This window comes from Aedoeadaptatus ivorii, assembly GCF_900638585.1.
GTDB classification, from domain to species: domain Bacteria; phylum Bacillota; class Clostridia; order Tissierellales; family Peptoniphilaceae; genus Aedoeadaptatus; species Aedoeadaptatus ivorii.
Genome location: NZ_LR134523.1, coordinates 916,206 through 939,461 on the forward strand (window position 1 = coordinate 916,206; position 23,256 = coordinate 939,461).

Here is a 23,256-nt window from a genome sequence, read left to right on the forward strand (position 1 = left end):
TTTACGCCTCTTCGACGATGGCGACGGATTTGGAGGCGCCGATACGCGATGCACCGGCTTCGATCATGGCGAGGGCGCTCTTGCGGTCGCGAATGCCGCCGCTCGCCTTTACCCCCATAGACTCGCCCACGGCTTCGCGCATAAGCCGCACGTCTTCGACGGTGGCACCCGCTTCGGAAAATCCCGTAGAGGTCTTTACAAAGTCCAAACCCGCTTCTTTCGCCAGAGCACAGGCCGCGCGCTTCTCATCGTCGGTCAAAAGACAGGTTTCGAGGATCACCTTTACGACCACATGTCCCACCGCTTCTTTTACGCCGCGCATATCTTTGAGTACCGCTTCGTGATCGCCATCTTTTAATGCGCCGATATTGAGGACCATATCCACCTCTTCGGCGCCGTTTTCGACGGCTTCTTTCGCCTCAAACGCCTTGGCCTTTGCGGTCGTCGCCCCTAAGGGAAAGCCGATCACGGTGCAGACCTTTACATCGGTACCGGCGAGCATTTCGGCGGCCATGGAGACCCAATAGGGGTTTAGGCAGACGGATGCGAAACCGTACTTCTTCGCTTCTTCTATGGTGTTTACGACCACCGCCTTATTGGCGTCCGGTCCCAAAATCGTATGGTCGATATATCTATTCAATTCCATTGTCCGTTCCTTTCACAAAACCCATTGCCGATAACAGCGCCATCGCCACGATCATAACGGCGCCGATGCGTAGCACCATGCCGGAAAAAAAGTTCTCCGGCAGCATTTGAATCATCAGATCCGTTTGGGGATCCATCAGCCACAATTCATTGGAAAATACCAGGCGATGAAACAAAAACCACGCCCGATGAAAATTCACAGCGATCGCCGCCGCCAGTAGCGCGAATACGGCGATCCAGATCCAGGCGGCACGTCCCACCGCACGCATACTCCCGCGGATGCCATAGCGCTTCTTGAGCCTATAGGCGCCCCAAACGACGATACATACGCCCGCGGCGGAGAGTCGAGCCATCCATTGAAAGAGACCGTATACGTCTTTCATATGGGCGACTTCTTCCGCCGAGAAATACGGCGCGATTTGCTTCTCTTCGCCGGTACGCAAATAGGCGCGCAGGCCGTCCGATATTTCGTCGAGTCGCGTGAAGGAAAGACCCGTTACGCGATCGATCCGGTTTTTGCGCATTTGCGCGGCATAATAGTCCGCATCTTGGCTCTGTATATAGGTAGCCAGGCTGAAACACAAAAAAATGCACAGCCCGGCTACGAGCAGGGAGAGAAATTTTTTCATTTATGCTTCTTCTGCATTCTCCCAGTTATGATACACTTCCTGCACGTCGTCGTTAGACTCCAATTGTTCGATCAACTTGGTCATCTTGGCGCGATCTTCTTCGCTGTCGAGCGCCGTGGTGGTTTGGGGAATAAAGGTGATTTCGGAGATTACGAACTCATATCCCTTTTCCTCGAGGTGGTTACGCACCTTGTGATATTCCTCCGGCGCGGTGGTAATCTCGATCCCTTCGTCGATCACGGTCACATCTTCCGCGCCGGCTTCGATGGCATCCATCATGACCGCATCGGGATCGATTCCCTCGTCCGTGGCGATGCCCAACTGCCCTTTGCGGTCGAACAGAAACGATACCGAGCCGTTGGTGCCCAAATTGCCGCCGTTTTTGTCGAAGGCGTGGCGCACATCCGGCGCCGTGCGATTGCGATTGTCGGTTAAGCATTCCACCAATACGGCGATGCCGGAAGGACCATAGCCTTCGTAGGTGACGGCTTCAAAGTCCGCGCCGTCGTCACCGCCCGCTGCCTTTTTGATGGCGCGATCGATATTGTCGTTGGGCATATTTTCCGCCTTCGCCTTGTCAATCGCCGCTTTCAACGCCGCGTTATACGCCGGGTCGTCGCCGCCTTCTCGCGCCGCCACGGTGATGTTTCGGGAAAGCTTGGTAAAAATCTTTCCGCGCTTTGCGTCTTCTTTGCCTTTTTTATTTTTAATATTATGCCATTTTGAATGTCCAGCCATAGCTACCTCTCTTTCATTCGGTCCATTATTCTATCATATTCTTTTCTTATTTACCAAACTTCGGAGGCAAAACCCGCTTGTGAGCGCTGATCTTATGCAGGTGGTCGATCTTGTCGCGGTGTTCGCCGCGATAGTCCTCGCGGATCACCGCGTCGAGCTCTTTGTAGCTGAAGCCCATCTCCAACTCGTCGGTCTGCCCTTCATAGAGGCCCGCCGTTGGCTTCTTCTTCAGTACGACTTCAGGCAAGCCAAGCGCCTCGCCCAGTGCAAAGACCTCTTCTTTTACAAAGTCCACGAGGGGCATCAGATCGCAAGCTGAGTCGCCGAATTTGGTGAAGTAACCCACATAGTATTCGCTGGCGTTGGAGGAGCCGCTCACCAAATAATTGCGGTCCTGCCCATAATAGTAGAGGGTACTCATGCGCAGACGCGGCTTGAGGTTCGCCTTCGCCATGGTATTTTCACTTACAAAAGATGCGTCGAGGATGGCGTGATAGGCCGCACTCAGATCGACCTTTTCGATTTTCAGATCCAGCGCTTCGGCCACGAGCAATGCGTCGATTTCATCTTGGGGATGGGAGTCGATAGGCATAATGATTCCCAATGCGTCGTCTCCGAAGGCGCGTTTGGCAATGCCTGCGATCACCGCTGAATCGATTCCTCCACTCAAGCCGAATACGATGCCCTTTGCGTGCGCATCGCCCACTACTTTCTGTATCCATGTTACCAATGCGTCGATGGTTTCTTTCATAAGGACCTCCTAATCCGTGGTTTGTTTGTATTTTTGTTTATTATACAATAAAAATCCGTCTCTGACAGGCCTTTCGGTGGCCTTCTTCTCGACGATATAGACGTCGCCTGCCGTAAGATCCGTCAGCTTCTCGAGCAGTGCGTCCTCGTTCTCTGCGAGCAGCGTCGTCGAAAGCGCCACCTGATCGGTAAATTCCGCATCAAAAACCGGGTATCCGTACTGCATCAAAAAGTTTTCCAGCGCCCCGTGAAAGGTGTAGTCGTAGCGAATCCGCAGATCCAATGCCGCGTGCATTTCCACGACCACCGCCTCCTCAACCGCAAGGGAGGCGGCGGTAGAGTAGGCGCGGATCAGGCCGCCCGCTCCCAGTAAGGTGCCCCCGAAGTAGCGGGTGACGACGCAGACCACATTTTCCAGACCGTTTCTCTTGAGGACTTCGAGTATGGGCGGCCCGGCGGTCTTCTGGGGCTCGCCGTCGTCGTCGTATTTTTGCACGATGCCGCCCGCCCCCACGATATAGGCGCTACAGTGATGGCGGGCGTCTGGGTATGCTTTTCGCATATGCGCAATCACCGCCTCCGCCTCTTCTTTGGAACGAACATGAGAGACATATCCCAAAAACTCGGACTTTTTCTCCTCCAATCGACTGCGCCCTTCTCGCAATACGGTCTTATACATAGCGCCTCCGTATCTGTCTTTCGTAGCGGGGTAAGTAGCTCTTGGGAAGCGTCGTCGTAATCGCCACCCCTTCGTGGTCGTAGTCGAATTGCTCGACGGGAAACCGCGCCTTGATCTCTTCTACGCGGTGCATTTCGTCAAAACCGAAGTGCAGATCCACCTTGGCGAATCCCCCTTCGATCTTTTCTTGCAGGGCATCGAAGAAATAGTCGAAGTCCGCATCGAATTTGACGGAACCGTAGAGCACCGTATCCTCTGCCGGCAAAAACGGGAGTCTTCCCGCTTCCATCTTGTCCCGCTTGTTGACGAACAAAATCGAAGGCGTCGCGCTCACTTCGAGATCCCGAAGGATCTTTCGGGTCGTCTTATACTGCATTTCGGCATTTTCTCCGGATCCGTCGATGACGTGTACGATAAGATCCGCATCCTTTAATTCTTCGAGCGTCGTATAAAAAGATTCGATCAGGGCGGTGGGAAGATTGGAAATAAAACCCACCGTGTCGGTGACGAATACACTCAAGCCGTCTTTAAGCCGAATGCGCCGCGTGTCGGGATCCAACGATGCAAAGGGCATATCCTCCACAAAGACCGGTTTTCCCGACGAGGCGCCGTCTTTGAGTAGGCGATTCATAATCGACGATTTTCCCGCATTGGTATAGCCTACCAAGGCGATAGAAGGGATTTTGGACGACAGGCGGTCCTTTCTCCCGGTGTTTCGGATCTTTTTGGCCCGGGCCAGGCGCTTTTTGGTGCGGGTGATGTCCGCGCGAATGCGCCTGCGATCAATCTCGAGTTTTTGTTCCCCGGGCCCTCGGGTGCCGATCCCGCCGCCCAATCTCGAATAGTTCCGCTTGCCGATCAAGTGGTTTTTTCCGTATTCCAACTGCGCCAGATAGACCTGTAGCTTTCCCACATCGGTCTTCGCCCGGGCGGCAAAAATATCCAAGACGACGGCGGTGCGGTCCAAGACATCGGTCTCGAGAATCTTTTCGATCTCGCGCATCTGCACGCCGCTGAGTTCTTGGTCGAAGACCACCAGATCGACATCTTCCGCTCTGACGAAGTCCTTCAATTCCTCGAGCTTTCCCTTGCCCATTAGCGTCGACGGGTGGTAGGACCGCACGTTTTGGGTCATTTCCGCCACCACATTGCCGCCGGCGACTTCGACCAGGGCGTTCAGCTCCTTCAGACTTTCCTCGTTAAATTCGTTTTCATCGTCCCAAACGGCGACCGTTACCACCGATTCCGGACGACCTCCGCGATGTTCTATTCTGTTCACACAGTACCTCCTTTCATAAATATACACAATCCGAAGCTACTGCGCAACAGAGCCGCTGTGCTATAATTGGAGAAAGGAGGATGTGTATGGGTGGAATAAAACATTTGTCCCGCGGCGACAAGGCGAAGCTTTTCCTGCTTCTTCTCGTCGCGCTCTTCGTGTTAATCGCGGGATCGATCGGCGCCTGGATGCTCTCTATCCTGAAAAAGGCGCCGGAAACCGACTTTACAAAGGTGACGACGGCGATCGCGCAGACCTCTGTGATTTACGACGCCGAGGGCGAAGTGATTGACGAGGTGGATCCTTCGGTCTTCAGCAACTATGTGCCGCTCTCGGCGGTGCCAAAAGATGTACGGAATGCCTTTTTGGCGACGGAAGACCGCAGTTTTTATAGCCACAAGGGACTCGACGGACGGCAACTTTTTGCCAGTCTTGCGACAAATCTAAAGCAAGGCAGAATCGTCCGCGGCGGATCGACCATTACCCAACAGCTGGTAAAAAATCTCTATCTGAGTACCGAGCAATCCGTCGACCGCAAAGTCACCGAGGCCTATTTGACCCTCGCCATCGAGGAAGCACTTCCCAAAGAAAAGATCCTCGAAGCCTATCTCAACCGCATCGATCTGGGCATGGGCGCCCAGGGGATCGACGCCGCGGCGCGGGCGTATTTTTCCAAGACGCCCAAGGATTTGACCCTCGAAGAAGGGGCGCTCCTCGCCGGCATCGTAAAGAGCCCTTCAAAATACCAGCCGCTGAAGCGAATTCCCGAAGAGAACGTAAAAGATGAAAGCCCCTTGGCGGTGCGCACCATCGCCGGGGAACGGTATGTACTGGTGGAAAACCCTCACGCCCTGGCACGTCAAAAGGTCGTGCTCGCCGCCATGGAAAGCGCCGGATACATAGACGCGAAGACGCGTGCCCGCGCTGAAAACAGGAATTTGGCCTTTCGGCCGCAAGAAGACGCCGAATCGCCTTACACTTCATATGTGGCCGATGCCATAAGCGAAGAGGCCGAAGCGCATATCGCCCAGGCACTGCGGCTGACTCGCGAGGAGGCGGAGAAAAAAGTCCGAGAAGGCGGCCTCAAAATCTACTCGACCATACAACCGGATATGCAACATAAGCTCGAAGCCCTGTACGATCAATTCCCCGATCTGGTGCGATCGGGTGCAGACAAGGGCGCAAATTTTGTCGACTTCAGCACCGATACCGAAGGCAATATCGTCGATGAAGCCGGAAAAATCCTCTACCTTTCCCACGACGACCTGTTTTTAGACGACGGTTCGTTGCGCCTTACAAAAGAGGCTTTTTCCCGCGCCGGCGGCGACCTACTTCTCTCCGGACGCTACTTCTCTTTCGACGACGGCATACTCACGCTCAAACCTTCCTATTATCTCGACGGCGATGGCAATCTCTGTACCGTATCCCGCATCACCACCGCCTTTGAAGAAGAAGACGTACAAAGCGGAAGCGACTACCGCATCTCCGCCAAAGCGCTCAAAAAATACGGCGACAAGATCGCCATCGACGACGAAGAATGCATTCTCTCCGGCGAACTCTTTCTCGCCTCGGAAAATATTAATCTGCAGCCCCAATCCGCCGCGATCATCATCGACAACAAAGATGGATCCGTCGGCGCCTTCGTCGGCGGAAACGACGTCACCGATCCCGCCAGAAAGCGCTATAACCACCTCTTCGGCAAACGGCAACCGGGCTCGGTGTTTATGCCCCTCTCTACCTATCTGACGGCGCTGTGCCGAAAGGACACTCTGGCGACGGCCTACGACGACATACCCATGTATGTAGACGGGCTGATTTGGCCCGAAGGCCATAAATTCCGCGGCAATACGATCTTCGCCGAGGCCTTGGAGCAAGGCAGAAAATCGGTAAGCGGCAAGCTCCTCGAAAAATACGGTTACGACAATACCCTCAAAACCCTAAAGACTCTGGGTCTCTATGCCGACAGCGAAGACGACGACATCGTCACGCCCCAGGAATCGGCGAACCGCCACGACTTTACCTTCGATGCCATGGCATCGGGCAATTTGGTGAATGGCACGAATCTTATGCATATGACCGGCGCCTATGCAAAAATCGCCTCTTCTAATACGGGCAATATTCATATGGTGCAAAAGATCACCGATGCTTCGGGAGAAGTGCTCTATGAAGCAAAGGTAAAAAAATCGGAATTTCCGCGAAAGGCGGACGTGCTCTTGCGCTACGCCCTCGGCTCCACCGATGTGGCAAAGCGGCTTGGCGCCAAGGGCTATGATGCCTTTGCGGTGCTCGGAAGCAACAAATACAATGCGGACTACTTTTCCCTCGGCGCGACCCCCGGCTACACCTGCGGCCTGTGGCTCGGCAACGATCTGCAAAAGCTCGCGCTTACAAAAAATGACGCCGTCGTCTCGGACTTTTACGCCAAGCTCTACGATATCCCGAATGATAAGAGCACTTGGGAGCTGCCGAAAAACTTAGAGAAGAAAGAAGTGAGCGACCGCACCGGCCTTTTGGCCTCCGCCTACGCCCGCCGCGCCAAGTCGATCGTCAGCTTGCCGTTTTTGCCCAATACCGCACCCACCGAAGTCACCGAGCGCTATACGCGCAAGTTGATTTGTGCGGTCTCCGGCGAACTCGCCTCCACCTACTGCCCCTACGAAACCATCACCTACGGGTATTACTACGCCCGTCCCGACGGCTATAAGCCCGAAGACTTCGACGGCATCGTCCCCGAAGACTTCTATGCCGGACCGCGGCGCTACTGCACGGTGCATACCAAGGAATGGTATATGCAAGAGCAAGAGCGCATCCGCCAAGAGCTCGAAGAACAAAGGCGGCAGGAAGAGGAAGAAAACGAAGGCGATGACGAGGACGACGACAACAATACCTACAATCGTCAACAGAGCCAAAAACAAAACAATCGAAAGCGCAATTAGGATCGCGATGGATTTTACGAGTGAAAAGCGCGTGTTTCGGGTAAATAAATTGCATATACCCGAAATACGAAGGAGGTTCGCAATATGAAATTGAAGAAGCTCATTAAGTTTTTCGCCTTTGCCAAAGGCATCTCGCTGCTTTCTCGAAGACCCGTTCGCAAAAGAACCGGTGGCCTATTGAAGAAATATCTTGCCTGGAAATATCTGCGCAGACGCTAAAAAATCCCCGCTTTGACGGGGATTTTTTATGCAAGAAACATATTCTCAAGGAGCAAGAGATTGGTGAGACTCCCTACGCCGCCGGGCACCGGCGTCACATATTCGACGATCTTTTCTACCGCTTCGGTATCGACATCGCCGGTCATTTTTCCATTTTCGTCAAAAGCGATGCCGCAGTCGACAATCCACTGCCCTTCCCGGACAAAACGCCCGTCGATCCAACGGGACTTGCCCGTGGCATAGACCACGAGATCCGCCCTTTTCGCCTCTTCTTCCAGATTTCGCGTGCGGGAATGGGCGATGGTAACGGTGGCGTTCTTATCGAGGAGCATCATCGCCAAAGGCTTGCCGATCACCATAGAGCGATTGACGATAAGCGCCCGCTTTCCTTCCAAAGGTCCCATGGCCTCTGCAATCGCCAGGGCGCTTTTTGCCGTAGCGGGATATAGCACACCGCCCCCCGCATACACCTTGCGCTGGTTGTCCGGATGCAAGCAGTCGATATCCTTTTCGATTGCGACGGCGGCATCCACTGCGCCGGAATCGACGGTATCGGGAAGGGGATGGAAGACGAGAATGCCCCCGACGGCGGGGTTTTCGTTGTCCCGGCGAATCCCTTCGAGCAATGCCTCTGTCTCTACGTCCTCGGGGTAGCAGTGTACGTCCACGTCGATCCCCGCCGATTGCGCCGATTTCTTGAGTCCGCGCTCATAGGCGAGATCCGGCTGATTCTCGCCCACTCTATGAATACTCAGTATATAGCCTTTTTCCTCATTTCTCGCCGCTCTTGCTTTCTCTTTTAAGGAAGCGAGAATCTCTTCACGCAGTTCTGTTACGCCAAAACGCATATACGACCTCCTCTATTTCGGTAATAAAAAAGAGAACGGATTGTACCGTTCTCTCGTAATGTTATTTTACAGTACCCGTGTCGCGTTGACAAATCGGGAGCTATAATATTTTTCGCTCAACTTATTGGTTCTTACCTTTGCACTGCCGCTGGAGGCGTGGATAAACACGTCGTTTCCGATATAGATGCCCACGTGGCTTACGCCCTTACCGGAGGTGTTGAAGAATACCAAATCGCCGGGTTGCAATTGGTCTTTGCTGACCTGCTTGCCGACCTGAGATTGCGCGGAAGAGGTTCTGGGAAGGGAAAGACCCATTTCCTTTACATAGATAGAATATACCAAACCGGAGCAGTCATAGCCCTTGCCGCCGGTGGCGCCCCACACATAGGGGGAACCCATCTTCGCATAGGCGGAATCGACGACACATTGTGCCTTTTCGCCGTCTACTTGGGGAACATCGGCCGCTACGGCTGCCGCTTGGGCGCCGTCCGCTTTTTGTGCGGGCGCTTGTTCCTGAATGGTGGCTTGTTGTTTGGGGGCGATGCCGTTTTCACCGAAATCTAAGTAATTGGGATCGATTTGGAAATCCTTGCCTTCATCGTTTAAGAGGATGAAAAGGCCGTCCTTATAAGAAACTACGCGGACTTCCTGCTCTTTTTTCAGGCTATAAGTACCGTTGCTGTTTTCAAGGATCAAATCTTGTTTTACTTTTGCCGGGGTCACATAGGGACCTTCTTGGGCTTCGATGAACTCTTTAGGTACGGATCCGAACAGGCCGTCGGAGGTGTTTACCGCTACGGTGTTGGGATAGTGTTTTACCGTTTCTAGGGTTTCTCCGATAAAGAGATTGCGGACGATCTTTCCGTTGCGACGGAGAATCGCGTTCTTTTTGACTACATAGTGTTGGGGTTCGCCTTCGGTAACGAGAATTTTTTGTTTCGGTACTGTTACCTTTGCCTTGCCCTTTTGAACCACATATCCCTTATCGTTGGTTTCTACGATATTTGCCGCTTCTTCTACGGCGAAGCTCAATTTGCTGCCACTATATAGAGTTGTCGTGTGATCTTGTACGAATATTCCGGTGTCTCTCAGGCCTACCACGGAGACCAATGCCAATGCTGCGGTTCCGATGGTAAGCTTTAACTTCGAATTCATGAAAAAGTACACTCCTTACTCTCAAAATCCGCCGAAGCGGCGGAAAATCTTCTAAATTAGACATTTCTTAATGATCTTTGGAAATTATAACACAGAAGGTTACAGAATGTAACTATTTTCGGGGTCTTTTGTGTTACTTCTTTGTTACGTTTGTGTTTCAGTTCGTGATACAAATCACGAATTCGCCGGGATTTGCCGTATACCCTATAAATGCTATAATGTAGGAAGGAAACTGACGACCGGAGGTGATGGGTTTTGGAATACGAAACAAGTTATGACGAACTGATGGAACGGATCAAAGAGATCATCCGCGCGGGCGATGTGACAAAGACCCGAACGATCTACGAAGAGTACCACGCCGTCGACATCGACGAAGTGCTGGAAGATATGGAGGCGTCCGAACTTCAGTATTTTCTCTTTATGCTCGACCCGGAAATGGTGGCGGATCTGATGGAAAATGCCGAAGACGATCTGCAGATCCGTATGACCAATTTTTACTCGACCAAAGAGTTGATCGAGATCTTCAGCTATATGAGCAATGCGGACGTCGCCGACCTTTTGGGGTTGATGGGCACCAAGCGCCGCAAAGATCTGCTGAATTATATGAAGAAAAGCGACTCCAACACGCTACAAATGATCCTCTCTTACGACGAGGAGAGCGCGGGCGGGGTTATGACGACGGAGTTTTTGTCGCTGAAACAAACCCTTTCGGTGGGCGAGGCGTTACTTAAGATCAAAGAAATCGCACCGACTACAGAAATTATCGAGTCGATCTTTATTACCGACAATCTGCACCGACTGGTGGGAATCGTCGATTTAAGAGACATCTTGGTGGCGGCCGGCTTTACGCCCCTCTCGGATCTGATCCAGGACCATCCGTTTTTTATCTATGCGGATCAAGACCAGGAAGATGCCGCCAATTTGATCTACAAATACGATCTGAAGTACCTCCCCGTCGTCAACAAAAATATGGCGATCCTGGGGATTATCACCAGTGAAGATATTATCGAGGTCATGGAACAGGAACACAGTGAGGACATTCTCGCCATGAGCGGGGTCTCCAAAGACGAGGAATACGACTCGAATTTCTTTGAATCCATCAAGAGTCGCCTCCCTTGGCTTGTAATCAATCTGTTTACCGCCTTTATGGCCTCGGCGGTCGTCAGTATGTTTGAATCCACCATCAGCCAAGTGGTCGCCCTCGCCGCTGCCATGCCCATCGTCACGGGAATGGGCGGAAACGCCGGCAACCAGGCGCTTTCTATCGTTCTGACGAGCATCGCGCGCGACGAAATGGAATTAAAAGAAGATTTTCCGTTGGTGTTGAAGGAAATCGGCCTCGGCCTTTTCGACGGCGCCATGATCGGATTGTTGGCGGGCATAGTGCTATATTTTAAGTATTATAATTTCTTTTTGAGCTTTATTATCTTTGCCGCCATGATCCTCAACATGATTATCGCCGGCATCGTAGGCTTTTTGCTGCCCCTCCTCTTCGATCACTTCGAGATCGACCCGGCGATCTCCTCCCCCATATTTCTGACGACGTGTACGGATATCTTTGGATTCTTTATCTTCTTGGGATTAGCGACGACGCTGCTTCCCAAATTGATTTAACGAAAAAAAGACCCTTTGCAAAAACTGCAAAAGGTCTTTTTATATGCCCAAAATTCGATCGATCGCCGCCATGTCGACAGAGGATTCCACCAGATCCGCCAGTTTTTCGTATTGACTCTCTTTATAGGCGGCATAATCGCTGAGACTCTCTTTTTGAGAAATCCCCTTTTGTGCCCGAAGGGTCGCCAGTAGGGATTCCGTAATCCCTTCGTCTTCAAAGGCGCCGTGACGATCGAAGGTCGCGACCACAGCGTCCGCATTCGACGCATCGTGCGCCGCGTTCTCGTTCCACAAATCGAATCCTTCCAATCCGCCGCTCGCGCCATCCCCTTTTACATATTTTCCCAACAAATCCTTGCCTTCGGCCACAGCGACGAGCTTTCCGCCCGTTGCCGCATATTTCAGGACCGCGGCATACAATCCGCTTTCTTTCAGCCACTTCAAATCGCCGTAGGGACGCAGCGTGCCCGGCAAAATCAACAGATCCGGCGCACGAAAATTCCGCAGGCCGTCGATATATCGCAGCGATACATCGGGATGGCGATAAAAAGGCGCGAAATCGGTGAAGTCGGTCATATAGGGCAGCCGCAGCACCGCCACATCGACCGCGCCGCTTCTTATTTCCGCAAGGCTTTCGGATAGCGAATCTTCCGCCTCTATGGTGAAATCGCCGTAGGGTATGACGCCCAAAACCGGCGTTTTTGTGATTTCTTCCAGCGTCTCGAGCCCCGGCATCAGAATCGAGACGTCGCCGCGAAATTTATTCACGACGATGCCCTTCAGTCGCCTGCGCTCTTCTCTGTCGAAGAGCAAATGGGTGCCCGCCACGGCGCCGAACATACCGCCCCGATCGATATCCGCCACCAACAGTGCGTCCATATCCGCCGCCTTGGCGAGGCCCATATTGACGATATCTACCGATTTCAGATTGATCTCCGAAGCGCTCCCCGCCCCTTCGGCGATTACGATGTCGTATTCTTCGCGCAGGCTCTCTAAAGAACGCAGCGCCGCTTTGAAAAACGCCGCTTTTTTCGCGTAGTACGCCCGCGTCGAGAAGCGACCCGCTACGCGGCCGTTTACGATCACCTGGCTCGTGCCCGGCGCCACCGGCTTTAAGAGAATGGGGTTCATGCGGACATCGGGGGCGATCTGTGCCGCCTCCGCCTGTACGATCTGTGCCCGCGCCATTTCCTTGCCGTCTATGATGCCGCTGTTGAGTGCCATATTCTGCGACTTAAAGGGGCATACGCGGTATCCGCGGCGCCGATAGATGCGCATAAGCGCCGTAACGAGGGTGCTTTTTCCGCCGTTAGAAGCCGTGCCCAAAACGATCATCGATCCCATACTCTCGCCTCCTCTAGGGCATGTAACCATCGAGAAAATACCGAGGTATTTCCCGTAAGGTGAAGCTGTGCATAGCCCAAATAGGCATTGGGTTCATGATATCCTCCCACGTGGTTTCTAGCGGAAAGGGGTTTTTGTAACCAAAAATCCTCGCCGCTTTGCGACGATCGGGAATAATGAAACTCGTGTACGCCGATCTGCTCCCCGCGTCGTAAGAGCAGTCCGTCTTTTTGGGCATGCATAGAATAATAGCCGAAATTTTGCAGGCGATCGGTGCTCTCTACCCGGCCCGGAAGGATCGACAGTGTGGGCACGCCGTCGATGGTTTCTTGAAGTGCCGCAAAGCCCCCGCCTTCGGCAATGACGACGCCGCCGGTTTCGTAAAAGGCGCGGATTTCGTCGGCGAGGGTATGTCTGTGGGCGAGCGTCTCGCGATAGAGTTCGGGATAGCCGCCGCCCAGATAGAGCCCCGAAACTTCCTTGGGCAGAGGATCGAGAAGCGGCGAAAAACGCACCCACTCCACCCCCGCCGCCTCGGCTTCTCGCAGGACATCCTCGTAATAGAAACAAAAAGCTGCATCCTGTGCCAGGGCGCAGCGGACGGGTTGCGCAAGCCGCGGGGATATATAGTCGCTTTCGGTCTCGGTCCGTTCGGCGATCAACCACAGCCGCTCCATATCGATATGGGCTTCAAAATCGTCGGCGGCAGCATCTACATAGGCGTCGAAATCCGCCCATTCCTCCGCGCGCATCAGTCCCAAATTCCGCGAAGGCGCTTCGAGTTCCATGCGGGGAATACAGCCCAATAGGGGCAGATCTGCGTGGTCCTCTATAATTTTTTTGTAATAGCCATACATGGAAGGCTTGGTCTTGTTGAGGATCACGCCGGCGATGGTATTTTTCGAAAAATTTCGAAACCCCGCGATTTCCGCCGCGAGGCTCAACCCCTTCCCCGCACCGCTTGTGATTAAAATTACGGGCGTATCGGTCTCTATCGCCATTTCACAGGCGGAGGCGCGTCGACTCGAGCCGATGCCGTCGTAAAAGCCCATGGCGCCTTCCATAACGACGATGTCGTTTTCTTCCATTTTCGCCAGTAAATGGCGCCGATACGCCGCCTCTGTCAGGATCGAATCGAGATTCATGCCGCGCGCGCCCGCCGCCCGGTGATACATCGGGTCGATATAGTCCGGGCCGATCTTGGCGGAAGCCACGGTATGCCCCCGCCGCACGAGGGCGCGAATCAGGCCGACGGTCAATGTGGTCTTGCCCGCATCGGATGCCGTGGCGGCGAGCAAAATGCGCCGCTTCACGGCCGGCTCCATTGATAGGCGATCCGCTCTGTTCCGTCTCCTACGCGGATCGTGCCGCAATGACGGAATCCGCTCGTCTCGATCAAATTTCGCATGCGGAAATTGTCCCGGTGGGTGTCGATCCGCACCTCCGACAGACCCTTCGAGATGGCAAATGCCTTGATTGCATCCAAGGCCCGTCGTCCAATGCCGTGGCCTTTCTTTGCGGGCGAGACCGCCATGCGGTGTACCGTCAGGTACGGCCGGGCATTGGCCCAGACCCCGTCGATCACATGATAGGTGGGTTCCTCGCCCAAACAGAGTGCCGCCGTCGCCACAGGATCCTCCCCTTCTTCACAAAATACATAGCAGGCGCCGCGGCAAATATCTGTCCGCAAAGTCTCGCGGCCCGGTTCTTTGCCCTGCCATTGGTCCACGCCGTCTTTCGCGAGGGACTGTTTTGCCCCGTAAATCATTGTCTCTATGATAGAAAGATCCGCCTCCCTCGCTTGCCGCATCGCAAGCGGAGCATCGAGCCGCACGGCAACCGGTCGCGACAGATGCATTTTGGCGCCGTCGATCTTCGTATCCATAGCATAAAGATCTACGCCGGCTTGTTCCGCGCGGCAGAGTGCCGCCGCAAAGGCGGGGTCCGTCTCGTGATTGGGCGAAAAGGCGAACACGCCGTCCGTCTGTATCACAAACCATACCATGGCGCCTTCCCCTTTGGCGGCAATTTGCGTAAGTTCGTCGATATGCCGCGTGCCCCGCAGCGTGGGCGCATCAGGAAAACGAGCCATTCCGTTTTCTTCCAAGGTGACGCCTTTCACCTCGATATAGCCGGCGGCCTCCCCCCCTACAACGTAAAAGTCGAATCGACTCGTGCCTTTTTTAACCTCTCGCCGATAGGACCGCACCTTGCCGAAGCCCTTCAGCACGGGCGCGGCGTCGAGATACTCCGCCACCAGGTGATTGGCGGCGGCGGAATGAATATGAAACCACCGGTCGTCCTTTTCTACGGCGATCAGACTATATTCGGTTTTTCTCGTCTTTGTCTGTGCCGCTTTGGCGAGCAATACGCGGCGCCGGGGCACCAGGAGTTCTCGCAGGCGACCGGTATTGGGGACGTGCACGCGGATGGGCACCTCGCCCAGCTCTACCCAAGCAATAAAGCGATTTTCCCGTTTTAGAAAAATCGCTTCTTCGACAATCTCGTATTTCATTTATCGTCCTTCCTTCTGTCTTTTCCTCCGAAAATGGCGAATCAAAAACAGGATGCCCGCCACGACGAGGATCGCGGCGATGACGTATTTGTAGTAATCCAGATATTTTAATATGCTGTGCCAGTTCTCGCCTGCTTTTAGGCCCGCGAATGTGAGAATGCAGTTCCAAAGGAAAGACCCCAGGGCCGTGAGCACGGTAAAGGAAAAGAGATGCATCTTCACCATACCCGCCGGAATGGAAATCAGACTTCGGATGATCGGCACACAGCGGCCGAATAGCACGAGGATTTTCCCCTTTTCCTCGAACTTTTCGACCACCATGGTGATCTCCTGTAACTTAAAGCCCAACTTTCGCATCCAACCGCGTTCGGCGGAGGCATATATTTTTTCGGCGGGCACGAGTTTTCCGATGCCGTAGAGAATAAAGGCCCCCGCCACCGATCCCGCCGTGGCGGCGAGTACGGTGGGGAAAAAACCCAGGGCGCCGGTGCCGACGAAAAATCCCCCGAACAAGAGAATCACTTCCGAGGGAATGGGCGGAAATACATTCTCGATAAAGATCAGGGCAAATACGGCGAAATAGCCATAGGACTCGATCGCCGAAGTCATCATTTGTTCCAAAGCGCTCCTCCTATTGCATGGCCTTTAGCTTATTGGTCAGCATTTCGTTGGCCATCTGCGGATTGGCTTTGCCGCGGCTCTTTTTCATAACCTGCCCCACCAAAAATCCGACGACGCGGTCCTTCCCGTTTAAGAACTGCTGTACGGACTCGGGGTTTTCCGCGAGCACCTCTTCGACAATGCCTTCGATCGCCGAAGCGTCTCCGATCTGGGTGAGCCCTTCCGCTTCGATGATATCGGCGGGCTTTTTGCCCTCTTCGCACATAATGCGGAAGACCTTTTTCCCGGCATTGTTGTTGATCTTCTTATCGCGAATCTGTTTTAGAAGATAGGCGAAATCTTCGGCAGAAAATGCGACCTCTAACTCTCCATCTTCTGAAATGGGGATGCGGCGCAGAAACTCGGTCATAAACCAGTTCGAGAGCATCTCGTAATCGTCGAATTTCTCGGCGACGGCCTCATAAAAATCCGCCACCGCCTGAGAACCGCAGATGACCTTGGCATCATAGCTTTTGAGCCCGTAGGTATCGATAAAGCGCTGTACCTTGACGTCGGGAAGCTCTGCCATGTCGTCTTGTACCTCGCGGATCCACGCCTCGTCGATATACAGAGGACCCAGATCTCCTTCCGGCGCAAAGCGATAGTCGTTTGCCGTATACTTCACCCGCATAACGACGGTCTCGCTTTTCGCATCGTCCCAGCGACGGGTGGCGCGGTGTTCTTTTTCACCCTTTTCCATCAGCGCCTTTTGCCGTGCGACTTCGTAGTCGATCGCCTTTTCTACGGCGCGGAAGGAGTTTAAGTTCTTTACCTCGGAAATGGCACTGCGCTCGCCGCTCTCTTCGTCTTTGATGTTGACATTCACATCACAGCGCAAAGAGCCCTCTTCCATCTTGACGTCGCTTACACCGAGATAGCGCAGGGTGTTGCGGAGCTTTTCCAAGAAGAGACGTGCCTCTTCTCCCCCGGTGAGATCCGGTTCCGTGACGATTTCCACCAAGGGAACGCCCGCCCGGTTGTAGTCCATCAGGGTCGTCTCCTCTTCGGTATGCAGGCTCTTGCCGGTATCTTCTTCCAACTGAATCTGCGCGATCCCGATCTTTCGCGTCATACCCTCGTGTTCCACCTCGATATAGCCGTCTTTGGCGACGGTGGCATCGGTTTGGGTGATTTGGTAGCCCTTCGTAAGGTCCGGATAGAAATAATTTTTTCGGTAAAATGTACTCTTGGGTTGAATGTCCATGTGAAACGCCGTGGCGATCTCGATGGCGCGATCCACCGCGCCCTTATTTAAGACCGGCGTCGCGCCGGGAAGGCCCAAACAAACCGGGCACACACAGGTGTTCGGTTCTCGGCCGTAGGCGTTTTCGCAGCCGCAAAACGCCTTGGTCGCCGTCGAGAGTTCTACGTGGATTTCCAACCCCACTATTGTCTTATAAGCCATCAGATATTGCCCTCCAATTCTTTTGCGGTCGCCAATGCCTGGTGATCTTCTCCCTTTCTCGGTATAATCTGCACGCCGAAGGGCAGTCCGTTTTCACGATGCACCGGCACGCTGATGCCCGCGGTGCCGATGAGATTTACCGGCACCGTAAACAGGTCGAGCATATAGATCTCGACGGGCGACAACTCCTTGTCGACGGGCACGGCGACGGTGGGAGAGGTGGGACAGAGGATAATGTCGTGGTCCTTAAATACCTCTTCGAATTCGACGATCATGCAGTGGCGCATTTCCAACGATTTGTCGAAGTATTCCTTGGAATGGTCCATGCTCATGATGTAGGAGCCGATCATAATGCGGCGCTTGACTTCTTCGCCGAAGCCTTCGCTGCGGGTCTTGATATACAATTCCTCGAGCGAATCGTACTCCTCTGCCCGGTAGCCGTAGCGAATGCCGTCGAAACGACTCATATTGGGGGCGATTTCGCCATTTACGAGGATATGATAGATCGAGATGGCGAGCGCCAAGCTTTCGATGGGGACATATTCCACCACGGCGCCTTGTTCGCGCATATATTCTACCGTGCGGGCAAATCCTTCGCGCACTTCGTCTTGCACATCGAAGGTCTTAAAGATCTCGGGGATGCCCACGCGCAGGTCCTTTAAGGGCACCGCGTCTTTCATGGCATCGAGTCCCAACGCCGCATTGCCGATACAGGTCGCATCGCGCGCGTCAAAGCCCTCGAGGATGTCGAGCACATAGGCGGTATCGTCTACGGTCTTTGCTAGCACGCCGACCTGATCGAAGGTATTCGCCATGGCGGAGACCCCATAGCGGGAGATGCTGCCGTGGGAAGGCTTCATGCCGACGAGGCCGCAGAAGGCGGCGGGTTGGCGTACGGAGCCGCCCGTATCGGTGCCCAGGCTTACAGAACAGAAGCCCGCCGCCACCGACGCAGCGCTGCCGCCGGAACTGCCGCCGGATACGCGGCTGCGGTCGACGGGGTTTCGGGTGACGCCGAAATACGAAGTCTCGGTGGAAGATCCCATGGCAAACTCGTCGAGATTTACCTTGCCGATCAAAATCGCATCTTCTTTCTTCAATTTGTCGACGACCACCGCGTCATAGGGCGCGACGAAATCGGCGAGCATTTTGGAGGCACAGGTCATCTTTACGCCTTTGACGGCGATATTGTCTTTGATCGAGACGACGATCCCCGCCATCTTGCCCAAAGACTCGCCCCGATCGCGCCGTTCGTCGAGTTCTCTCGCCTTTTCGAGGGCCGAATCTTCCATTACGGTGATAAAGGCGTTGATTTCGTCGTCTTCCTTCTTAATATTTTCTAGATAGGCCTGTACCAATTCCACGCAGTCGATATCGCCCGAGAGAAACTTTTCGCGCGTTTCGAGTGCGCTCAAATCTGTCAGCTTCATATATCCTCCTATTCCACGAATTTGATGATTTCAAAATAGCCGTATTTTTCGGTCGCGGTGTTTTGTGTCGCCGCCTCTCGATCGAGGGACGGACGAATGGTATCCTCCCGAAGCCGATTGGGTAGATCGTTGGTGTGGAACGTGGGATCGCAATGGATCGGCGATTGTTTTATGGAATCGATCAGATCCATGGTTTCGGTAAAGTGCTCGGCAAAGCCGTCCAATTCTTCGTCGGTAAAGCGAAGCATAGAGATCTTCGCGATATGTTGTATGTCTTCTCGGTTCATCGTAATTCCCCCCATCTGGTATATAACTCGTCTTCCGACAAGATTTCGATATTCAGTGTTCGCGCCTTTTCGACCTTCGAGCCGGGATTGTCGCCGGCTAAAACGAAGTCCGTCTTTTTCGAGACGGAACCGGTGACTTTGGCGCCCTCCGCCTCGAGTTTTTTCTGCATCGCATCCCGCGGCATGCTGAGCGTACCGGTAAGCACAAAGGTATAGCCTTCGAGGAGATCCCCCGCCGCCTTTTCGGGATAGAGGATCTCGATCCCCGCCTTTTGGAAATCTTCGAGATATTCGGCGATAACGGGGTCGGTAAAAAACAATCGAATCTCCTCGGCGGTATGCGGGCCGATGTCTTCGATCTTCTCGAGCGCCGCCCGATCGGCATGGGAAAGGGCCTCGAGATCGGAAAAGCTGTTTGCGAGATCCCCTGCCGTCTTTTTGCCCACTTGCCCGATCCCCAAGGCATACAAGAACCGCGCAAAGGGCACGCGCTTCGAATTTTGTAAGGCGGAAATTAAATTCTCCGCTTTTTTCGGCCCGAACCCTTCCAGTTCCATCAGCGCATCGGCATCCAAAGCGTAGAGGTCGGGGATCTCGCGCACCAGATCGGCCGCGATCAGCTTCTGCGCCGTTTTTTCGCTAAGCCCTTCGATGTCCATCGCATCTCGCGAGGCAAAATGGCTGATGCGCCGGACCAGCTGTGGTTCGCAGCCGATGGTATTGGGGCAAAAAATATGCACCCCATCGCGAATCAGCTCGGTTTGGCAGGCGGGACAATGGGTGATGACGGGGATCGGCTCCCCCTCTTCTCCGATGCCCTTTAGGATCTCGGGAATCACCTCATTGCTTCTGCGGAGCAGTACCGCGCCGCCTTTCTTTACGCCTTTTCTGAGGATGTCGTCGTAATTGTTGAGCGTCGCCCGCTGAATGGTGGCGCCGTCGATTTCCACGGGCTCGAGGATCGCCGTAGGTGTCACCTTTCCCGTGCGCCCCACATTCCATTCTACATCCAAAAGGCGGGTGTTGACCTCTTTTGCCTCGAATTTATAGGCGATCGCCCAGCGGGGAAACTTGATCGTATGCCCCAAGCGCTCCCGCGCCGCGAGGTCGTTGATCTTTACCACTACGCCGTCGATCAAAACGTCCAGCAAATCGCGCGTCTCTTCCACCTCTCGAATGTAGTCCAAGAGTTCTGCAAAACCGTCTACGCGTTTGGTCATGGGATGGACGAGAAAACCCTGCTCGGCGAGAAAGACTTTGACCTCTCGATCGGTTTGAAACTGCGCGTCCTCGATGGCGGTGGCGTTGTAAAGATAGGCGATCAGCCCCCGCCTTCTCGTCTCTTTGGGATTGAGATTTCTCAGGGCCCCGGCCGCGCCATTTCGGGCGTTTTTTAATTTCTGCACAGCCGTTCGATTGTACCGCTCCAACGAAGCAAAGGGCATCAGCCCTTCCCCCTGTACCACCAAGTGCCCGGTAAAGGGAATCGAAAGCGGCACAGAAGAAATCGTACGTACCTGTTCGGTGATGACCTCTCCCGTGGTGCCGTTCCCCCGCGTAAGGGCACGGGTCAGTCTGCCGCCGTCATAGGTCAGAGAAATCGTAAGGCCGTCGAATTTGAGTTCCGCCATCATGCCCGCATCCAGAGCGCCCGCCGTCTCCATGCGCTGCGCCCAGTTCTGTAAAGTCTCGAAACTCTGCGCTTTGTCGAGGGAGTAAAGAGGCGTCTCGTGATCCGCTTTCGAAAATGCCTTCAGCAGCGCACCGCCCACCCGAAGCGTCGGCGAATCGGGTTCTGTGTGTCCCGTCTCTGTTTCCATCTGCACCAATCGGTCGTACAAGGCGTCGTAAGTCGCATCGTCCACCAGCGGATCGTCATAGGTGTAGTAGGCTTCGGCCCAACGGTTTAATTGGTCTACGATCTCTCGCATATTCATATTATTCCTTCTTTCGAATGGGCGCCACCGAGAGGTTTAGAGTCTTAAGCCCCTTTCCCGCAAAGGAGATCACGGCCTCGGCACCGCCGCCCTTCAGTTGCACCACCATGCCTTCGCCCCACTTTTTGTGAAGAATCTTATCGCCGATTTGGTAGTGTACCGCATCCTGAGGCGCCTCTTTCGGCTTAGGTATCTCTTCCGTCGTCGTACCGGCAAATATCTTATGCCCCGTGCGCTGATCTTTCTTCCGGTTCTCGTCTTTTACGATCTCGATGGCGTCCTCGATTTCGTCTACAAACCGACTCCGCTTCGACACAATCCGGTTTCCGTAGAGGGTGCGGGACTTCGCCGAGGAAAGAAAGAGCCGCTCCTCTGCCCGCGTAATGGCGACATACATGAGCCGCCGCTCCTCCTCCATATCCGCCTCGTCGTCGAAGGCGCGGGAAGTCGGGAACAAGCGCTCCTCCAGGCCGACCACGAACACAATGGGAAATTCGAGACCCTTTGCCCCGTGTACGGTCATCAGTTTTACGGCGCGGTCTTCGTCGGCCAATTCGTTTTTGTCGCTCACCAAACTGAGATTCGCCAGAAAATCCGTCAGCGTCAATTCCGGATTTTCGCGCTCGAATTCCGATGCCGCCGATACGAACTCCTCGAGGTTTTCCAGTCGGCTCGCCGCCTCTACGGTGTCCTCTTTCTTGAGCTCCTCGAGATACTTGCTTTCGAACAGAATGGTCTCCACCAATTCGCGGATGCCCATCTCCGCCCGCTTGCCTTGGAGCAGGTGAATCAGATTGACGAAGCTGCGGATGTTTTTTTGGGCGCGAATCTTCAATTCGTCGTTTTCCTCGAGCCCTTCCATCACCGAAAACAGGTCCATATCGTGCGCATCTGCGTATTCGCGCAGCTGGCCGATGGTGGTCTCGCCGATCCCCCGCTTGGGCACATTTACGATGCGCACCAGATTTACTTCGTCGCGGGGATTGTCGATCACCTGCAGATAGGCGATCATGTCTTTAATTTCCTTGCGGTCGTAAAAGCGCAGGCCCCCCACCACCCGATAGGGAATGCCCTCGCGCATCAAAATCTCTTCAAAGCCGCGGGACTGGGCATTGGTGCGGTACAGAATCGCCATATCGCCGAAGGATGCGCCCTTGTAGTTGAGATGCTGCATTTTCTGAACGACGGCGGTCTCTTCTTCGCTATTGTGGTAGAACTCGCGGTAGACGACGGGCGCGCCGCCTTCTTTGTCGGTCCATAGGTTTTTTTCTTTGAGACAGGGATTGTTTGCGATCAATCGATTGGCGCTGTTCAGAATCGGCGAGGTAGAGCGATAATTCTGCTCCAAGAGGACCGTCTTTGCGCCGGGAAAGTCCCTTTCAAAGGAAAGAATATTGCCCACATCGGCGCCGCGCCAGCGATAAATCGACTGGTCATTGTCGCCGACGACGGTGAGATTTGTCCCGTCGTTGGCCAACATGCGCACCAAAAGATACTGAATGTGGTTGGTATCCTGGTATTCGTCGACAAAAATATGCGTAAATTTATGGCGATAAAAGGCCAATACATCCGGCCGCTGCTCGAACAGCTCGACGGTCTTTACCAATAAGTCGTCGAAGTCCAGTGCATTGTTCTCGCGTTTTTGTCGTTCATACAGACGATAGACCTCCGCCATATTGCGCATATGGTAATCTCCGAAATGCTCTTTCATCGCCGCATCCGCATCGATCCCTTCGGTCTTCCAGGCAGAAATCTGGCTGAGGATGCTGTAAGGCTTATACAGTTCTCGGCTGATGTTCAACCGCGCCATACAGTCTTTTACCAGCGTCTTTTGATCCGATGTGTCGTAGATGGCAAAGTTCTTCGCGTATCCCAAATGGTGAATGTCGCCCCGCAATATGCGCACGCACATGGAGTGGAAGGTGCTGATCCACATCCCGTCGACATTTCGGTCCAGTAAAGCGGCGACCCGCTCCTTCATCTCCTTGGCCGCTTTGTTGGTAAAGGTGATGGCGAGAATCGCATAGGGGGATACGCCCCGCTCCCGAATCAAGTACGCGATCTTTCCGGTGACGACGCGGGTTTTTCCGCTTCCGGCTCCGGCGAGGACCAAAAGCGGTCCCTCGGTATGTAAAATCGCTTCTCTTTGACGCTCGTTATAGTCCGCTAACAATGCCATGACTCCT

20 protein-coding genes are annotated in these 23,256 nt (G+C 54.0%); 3 read left to right on the plus strand and 17 right to left on the minus strand.

Translation table 11 applies throughout. The features are described 5' to 3' along the window. Position 1 precedes the first annotated feature (1 nt). Genes deoC through hflX form a run of 6 tightly spaced genes read right to left on the minus strand, consistent with a single transcriptional unit; the run spans position 2 to position 4,720 of the window. Complete coding sequence (deoC, locus tag EL294_RS04620) at positions 2-646, minus strand: deoxyribose-phosphate aldolase (protein ID WP_126465531.1); 645 nt, start codon at positions 644-646, stop codon at positions 2-4. Continuing rightward, positions 633-1,274, minus strand: a complete 642-nt coding sequence (locus EL294_RS04625) for a TIGR01906 family membrane protein (RefSeq protein ID WP_126465532.1) — start codon at positions 1,272-1,274, stop codon at positions 633-635. The genes deoC and EL294_RS04625 overlap by 14 nt, the downstream gene beginning before the upstream one ends. Next, the gene (locus EL294_RS04630; protein ID WP_126465533.1) at positions 1,275-2,012 is read right to left on the minus strand and encodes a YebC/PmpR family DNA-binding transcriptional regulator; all 738 of its coding nucleotides are present in this window, start codon (positions 2,010-2,012) and stop codon (positions 1,275-1,277) included. A gap of 46 nt (positions 2,013-2,058) precedes the next feature. Beyond that, positions 2,059-2,763 (minus strand): NAD(+) synthase, encoded by a 705-nt coding sequence (nadE, locus tag EL294_RS04635; RefSeq protein ID WP_126465534.1) that lies wholly within the window; start codon positions 2,761-2,763, stop codon positions 2,059-2,061. A gap of 9 nt (positions 2,764-2,772) precedes the next feature. Continuing rightward, a complete protein-coding gene (locus tag EL294_RS04640) occupies positions 2,773-3,441 on the minus strand; it encodes a YigZ family protein (RefSeq protein WP_126465535.1) in 669 nt (222 codons plus the stop codon). After that, positions 3,434-4,720, minus strand: coding sequence for a GTPase HflX (gene hflX, locus EL294_RS04645; protein WP_164715226.1), 1,287 nt, complete (start codon positions 4,718-4,720; stop codon positions 3,434-3,436). The genes EL294_RS04640 and hflX overlap by 8 nt, the downstream gene beginning before the upstream one ends. A gap of 86 nt (positions 4,721-4,806) precedes the next feature. Here hflX and EL294_RS04650 point away from each other — a divergent pair, with 86 nt between their 5' ends. After that, positions 4,807-7,656, plus strand: coding sequence for a transglycosylase domain-containing protein (locus tag EL294_RS04650; protein ID WP_164715227.1), 2,850 nt, complete (start codon positions 4,807-4,809; stop codon positions 7,654-7,656). An 84-nt stretch (positions 7,657-7,740) separates the two neighbouring features. After that, positions 7,741-7,875: a hypothetical protein gene (locus EL294_RS08115; protein WP_269471177.1), complete on the plus strand. Its 135-nt coding sequence runs from the start codon at positions 7,741-7,743 to the stop codon at positions 7,873-7,875. 26 nt (positions 7,876-7,901) lie between these two features. Here EL294_RS08115 and EL294_RS04655 read toward each other — a convergent pair whose 3' ends face one another. Further along, the gene (locus EL294_RS04655) at positions 7,902-8,723 is read right to left on the minus strand and encodes a bifunctional 5,10-methylenetetrahydrofolate dehydrogenase/5,10-methenyltetrahydrofolate cyclohydrolase (RefSeq protein WP_126465538.1); all 822 of its coding nucleotides are present in this window, start codon (positions 8,721-8,723) and stop codon (positions 7,902-7,904) included. A 66-nt stretch (positions 8,724-8,789) separates the two neighbouring features. Further along, a complete protein-coding gene (locus EL294_RS04660; RefSeq protein WP_126465539.1) occupies positions 8,790-9,878 on the minus strand; it encodes a C40 family peptidase in 1,089 nt (362 codons plus the stop codon). A 255-nt stretch (positions 9,879-10,133) separates the two neighbouring features. Here EL294_RS04660 and mgtE point away from each other — a divergent pair, with 255 nt between their 5' ends. Beyond that, positions 10,134-11,492, plus strand: coding sequence for a magnesium transporter (gene mgtE / locus EL294_RS04665; protein WP_232006452.1), 1,359 nt, complete (start codon positions 10,134-10,136; stop codon positions 11,490-11,492). Between the two features lie 39 nt (positions 11,493-11,531). Here mgtE and EL294_RS04670 read toward each other — a convergent pair whose 3' ends face one another. The 9 genes from EL294_RS04670 to EL294_RS04710 are packed head-to-tail and all read right to left on the minus strand — an operon-like array spanning position 11,532 to position 23,249. Continuing rightward, on the minus strand, positions 11,532-12,836 hold the full coding sequence (locus tag EL294_RS04670) for a cobyric acid synthase (RefSeq protein WP_164715228.1): 1,305 nt from the start codon (positions 12,834-12,836) through the stop codon (positions 11,532-11,534). Beyond that, positions 12,824-14,149, minus strand: coding sequence for a cobyrinic acid a,c-diamide synthase CobB (locus tag EL294_RS04675; protein ID WP_164715229.1), 1,326 nt, complete (start codon positions 14,147-14,149; stop codon positions 12,824-12,826). The genes EL294_RS04670 and EL294_RS04675 overlap by 13 nt, the downstream gene beginning before the upstream one ends. Beyond that, complete coding sequence (gene sfsA, locus EL294_RS04680; RefSeq protein ID WP_126465542.1) at positions 14,146-15,351, minus strand: DNA/RNA nuclease SfsA; 1,206 nt, start codon at positions 15,349-15,351, stop codon at positions 14,146-14,148. Before sfsA ends, EL294_RS04675 begins: the two co-directional genes overlap by 4 nt. After that, the gene (locus EL294_RS04685; RefSeq protein ID WP_232006518.1) at positions 15,352-15,963 is read right to left on the minus strand and encodes a DedA family protein; all 612 of its coding nucleotides are present in this window, start codon (positions 15,961-15,963) and stop codon (positions 15,352-15,354) included. 19 nt (positions 15,964-15,982) lie between these two features. Then, positions 15,983-17,416, minus strand: a complete 1,434-nt coding sequence (gene gatB / locus EL294_RS04690; RefSeq protein WP_126465544.1) for an Asp-tRNA(Asn)/Glu-tRNA(Gln) amidotransferase subunit GatB — start codon at positions 17,414-17,416, stop codon at positions 15,983-15,985. Continuing rightward, positions 17,416-18,846 (minus strand): Asp-tRNA(Asn)/Glu-tRNA(Gln) amidotransferase subunit GatA, encoded by a 1,431-nt coding sequence (gatA, locus tag EL294_RS04695; protein ID WP_126465545.1) that lies wholly within the window; start codon positions 18,844-18,846, stop codon positions 17,416-17,418. Before gatA ends, gatB begins: the two co-directional genes overlap by 1 nt. A gap of 8 nt (positions 18,847-18,854) precedes the next feature. Then, on the minus strand, positions 18,855-19,133 hold the full coding sequence (gatC, locus tag EL294_RS04700) for an Asp-tRNA(Asn)/Glu-tRNA(Gln) amidotransferase subunit GatC (RefSeq protein WP_126465546.1): 279 nt from the start codon (positions 19,131-19,133) through the stop codon (positions 18,855-18,857). Next, positions 19,130-21,070 carry an NAD-dependent DNA ligase LigA gene (gene ligA / locus EL294_RS04705; RefSeq protein WP_126465547.1) on the minus strand — a complete coding sequence of 647 codons (1,941 nt, stop codon included), beginning with the start codon at positions 21,068-21,070 and terminating at the stop codon, positions 19,130-19,132. Before ligA ends, gatC begins: the two co-directional genes overlap by 4 nt. 1 nt (position 21,071) lies before the next feature. Further along, the gene (locus tag EL294_RS04710) at positions 21,072-23,249 is read right to left on the minus strand and encodes an ATP-dependent helicase (protein ID WP_126465548.1); all 2,178 of its coding nucleotides are present in this window, start codon (positions 23,247-23,249) and stop codon (positions 21,072-21,074) included. Positions 23,250-23,256: the final 7 nt, after the last annotated feature.